The sequence below is a fragment of the Spiroplasma sp. hy2 genome (assembly GCF_044714365.1).
Lineage (GTDB): Bacteria > Bacillota_I > Bacilli_A > Mycoplasmatales > Mycoplasmataceae > Spiroplasma > Spiroplasma phoeniceum.
Map to the genome: position 1 here is coordinate 1 of NZ_RXFZ02000088.1, position 4154 is coordinate 4154.

Below are 4154 nucleotides of genomic sequence, written 5' to 3' on the forward strand. Positions count from 1 at the left end.
WARATGCTGTCCTTTCTCTGAATTAATTAATAATTATGGGTTTACAAATAAAAAAACAACCCTTTAATAAGAGTTGTTTTAGCGCGTTTCGTTTTACAGTTTACATTTTTGAGATTTTTTATTAGCAACTACTTTATTAGTATGTTTTTTTACCACAAATTGTTTAATTGAAATTGTTTCACCAGTACGTTTTTTATCTACAACTTGTCAGAAACCATACATAAAGGCAGTAATTAAAGCCCCAATAATCATAAATAAGAATGCTAGTAATGTTCATCCTCAAGCACTAGCTCATCCATAAACTCCAGCATCACCATTACCACGACCTAACGCTGATAAGAATCCAACAATTGGTCCACCATGACCAGCCAAATCAGCAATTCCTACAGCACCAGCTAAAGCACCCGCAATTGCTGAACCAACAATGTTACTTGGAATAACACGTTTTGGATCATTAACTGCAAATGGAATTGCTCCTTCTGAGATTCCAATACATCCCATAAAGAATGCTGTTGAACCCATTGTGCGTTGTTCTTCATTATAGAATGGTTTAAAAATTCATGTTGCAATTCCCATTCCCATTGGCGCAACTGGAATTGCAACTGCCATTGCCCCCATTGGTGTATAAATTTTTGAACCAATTAAACCTGTACATGCTAAGAATGCAACTTTATTAATTGGTCCACCCATATCAAAACCAGCCATTGCTCCGATCAATAGTCCAAAGCCTAATCCAATTGCTACATTAGCAGCATTTGAAGTATTACCTCATGTTTGTGAAATTCAATATTGGAATTTACCCATTACTCAACCAACAGTTGAGCCAATCACAAAAATCATAATCATTCCATAGATAAAGCTGACAACAATTGGAATAAAGAAGATTGGCATTACTGGTTTTAATCCTTTTGGAACATTTCAAGTATTAATTCATTTAACAGTATATCCAACCGCTAATCCGGCTGCAATTGCTCCAACGAATCCAGTTGGAGTATTAACTGCTTCAATTCCTGGTAAAGGATAAAAGTTAGCAGCATTATTTCCAATAAATGAAACAACTAAAACTGGAGCAATTGCTGAACGACCAGCAATTGAATTAGCAATAAATGCTCCCAAAATTGGAATCATTAATGTAAAGGCTGATACCCCTATAACATTAAGATAATAGAAAAAGTTTTTTGGGTCAGTTAATGGGTCAGTATAAAATATTTCTCCTCAATGTGCTGTTGTTCCGCTAGCATCAGGAATTCAACCCATTCCTTTTAATGAACCATGAAAATTCTCATAGTTGGGACCATAAATTGCTTTTGCTAATCCTAATGAAATAGCAATAAAAATTCCTCCTAAAATAACAATTGGAACCATATATGAAACCCCAGCCATTAAGTGTTTCATTACTCCAACTTTTTGGTTGCTACCATTAGCACCCTTAGTAATAAATTCTCCAGTTGGTTCCACTTTTCCTTCTTTTAGAGCGGCATTAATAACCCCTTCTGGATCTTTAATTGCTTTTGCAACTGGACAGTTATAAACTTTTTTTCCACTAAATCTTTCCATATCAAGTCCAATATCTGTTGCAGCAATGATTACTTCGGCTTCTTTAATTTCTCCCTCTGTAAAATCATTGCGAACACCTTCAGCTCCATGTGTTTCAACTTTAATGTCGTATCCCATTTTAGGAGCAGTTTGGTTTAATTTATCCGCAGCTAAAAAAGTATGCGCTACTCCTGTTGCACAAGCTGTCATTGCTAAAAGCAACGGCTTTTGACCAGTTGGAGTCGTTTTGGTTGGAACCTCTTCTTTTCCAATCCCAGTTAATAATGCTGCTGAAATTTTTGCTTTGTCTGTTTCAACTTTCATTGCTTTTTTAAAATCTTCATCCATTAATTTTCGTGCTACTTCACTTAAAATTCCTAAATGAATTTCTCCTGATTTAGCTTCAGGAATAATTAAAGCAATGGCAACTTTCGTTGGTTTACCATCCATTGCATTTCAATCAACATCATTTTTGAAACGAATAAATAAAACCGCTGCATTTGTAACAGCACTAATTCGTGCATGAGGAATTGCAAAGCCATCTTCAAAACCTGTTGAAGATTCTTTTTCTCGGGCCTCAAAACCTTTAACAAGTTCATTGCGGTCAGAAACATATCCAAGATTTTCAGCTAATTGAGCAAGTTCTAAAAAGCTTCCTTCTTTAGTTTTAGCTGTTGAATCTAAAATAATATGTTTTTCATTAAAAATGTTATTATACATATAGTTTTTTCTCCTTCCATTTATAGTTTACTATTTTAAAATTAAAACTCAATAATTTTATTAAAAAAATCTATTTTTAAATATAAAATGGAATTTTTTTTCTATAAAATTAAAATTTAATAAGTGTCATTTTTTTAGTTAAAAAAAGAGCAAAAATTCAAATTTTTGCTCTTTCTAAATTTATCTTTTATAACTTAATAATGCTTTACCCTTAACATTTATTGTTAATTTTTGTGCTAATTCCACAGTTATTGCTGATTCACCTGCTAAAAGTTCTGTTGTTCCGATGGTTATTTTTCCTTCAACAACTGTTACTTGTGCTCATTTTATAGTATTTAAATCAAGTTCTCGTGTTTTTGTTAATAAATGTAATGTAAAATATTCATTATCAATTAAAATTCCTTCATTACGATGAACAATTTGATTAGTTGAATCAGGAACTGTTGTTACATCAAAACATTCTTGTAAATGAAGCGGACGAAAGTTTCCATCTTTATCAGCACGATCAAAGTCATAAAAACGATATGTTATATCTGATGAACGTTGTAATTCAAAAACTGTTACACCTGGGGTAATGGCATGAACTTTACCTGGAGGAACATATAAAAAATCCCCTTTTTGTACTTTTACTTCTGTAAATAATTGTGTTCATGCCTTTTTTTCAACCAATTGAATTAATTCTGCTTTTGTTTGAGCATAATGTCCATAAATCATTTTAGCATCAATAGGGCAATCAAGGATATATCAGCATTCAGGTTTACCTAACATTTTGTTATGTTTTAAGCTATATTCATCATCAGGATGAACTTGAACTGATAAATAATCATTTGCTGTAATAATTTTGGATAATAAAGGAAATTCTTTATCAGTAGTTCCAAAATATTCTGGATGATTTGCAAAAAATGTTTTTAATGATACTCCCGTCTCAGAACCATTCGCAATATAACTCATTCCATTATCTAATGCACTAATCACTCATGCTTCACCATATAAGTCATTTGTTGGCAATTGAAAACCAAAATCCGCTAATTTTTGTCCCCCTCATAAACGTTCTGAAAAATATGGTGTCACTTTAATTACTTTATACATAAATGTCCTCCTCAGTTTTTCTATTATATTAAACCACAAAAACTGAAAAAATAATATTATCATTAAAATTTATAGTAAGATATATTTAACTAATAAAATGATTGGAGTCAACAATGGAAATTATTCGTATTCGAAGTTATCTTAAAAAAATTAAATGGCATTTATTATGACTTTTTGCTGCATTAGGTATTGTAACAATTATTTTTATAATTATTTTCCTAGAATTAAAAAACATGTCATCACAAGATAAATTAATTTATTGTTCAATTTTTCTTGTGGTTAATTTAATTATATTATTTATTAATTATTTTATTATTTAAAAACCCCTTTATTTTTTCAAAAATTTATTATTATGACAACAACAAAAATCGATTACGTTTAAGTTTATATTTTTATTTTTTTGTTTTAATCATTACAATTGTTTTCTTCTTTTTAACTTTAATTTCCATCCAACTAATTTTAAAAACAACTTTTAGTCTTGTAATTAAGCGATTGTGATATGTTGGCTTAGGATATGTTCTATGAAGTTGTAGTATTATTGGTGGATTTAATACCATTAATTTAATTATTTTAAATAAACCCATTCCACCACAAAAATCTACTACCTAAAATCATACACTAAAACTCATCGCAAAACAGTAGACTTCTTGCATAACCTATTAAAATATTTACAATTATTTTAATAGGTTATGCAAGAAGTCTAATAAAATAATCATTTATTAGTGCTTTTTTACCAGCAAGTTGTTGAAAATCAGAGTTTTTAATTAAAATATCTTCAATTCATTTGACATTGCGATAACAACTAWCWT

At 30.3% G+C, this 4154-nt stretch carries 4 protein-coding genes; 1 reads left to right on the forward strand and 3 read right to left on the reverse strand.

Features of this window, described 5'->3' with window-relative positions; genetic code table 4:
* Positions 1 to 93: 93 nt before the first annotated feature.
* Positions 94 to 2256 carry a PTS fructose transporter subunit IIABC gene (locus tag EHV01_RS03640; protein ID WP_422066243.1) on the reverse strand — a complete coding sequence of 721 codons (2163 nt, stop codon included), beginning with the start codon at positions 2254 to 2256 and terminating at the stop codon, positions 94 to 96.
* A 180-nt stretch (positions 2257 to 2436) separates the two neighbouring features.
* Positions 2437 to 3345, reverse strand: coding sequence for a type I phosphomannose isomerase catalytic subunit (locus EHV01_RS03645; RefSeq protein WP_422066244.1), 909 nt, complete (start codon positions 3343 to 3345; stop codon positions 2437 to 2439).
* Positions 3346 to 3458: 113 nt separating this feature from the next.
* On the opposite strand from EHV01_RS03645, the gene EHV01_RS03650 reads away from it, so the two are divergent.
* Positions 3459 to 3665 carry a hypothetical protein gene (locus EHV01_RS03650; protein ID WP_422066245.1) on the forward strand — a complete coding sequence of 69 codons (207 nt, stop codon included), beginning with the start codon at positions 3459 to 3461 and terminating at the stop codon, positions 3663 to 3665.
* A 72-nt stretch (positions 3666 to 3737) separates the two neighbouring features.
* On the opposite strand, the gene EHV01_RS03655 is transcribed toward EHV01_RS03650, so the two are convergent.
* Complete coding sequence (locus EHV01_RS03655) at positions 3738 to 3929, reverse strand: hypothetical protein (protein WP_422066246.1); 192 nt, start codon at positions 3927 to 3929, stop codon at positions 3738 to 3740.
* Positions 3930 to 4154 lie beyond the last annotated feature (225 nt).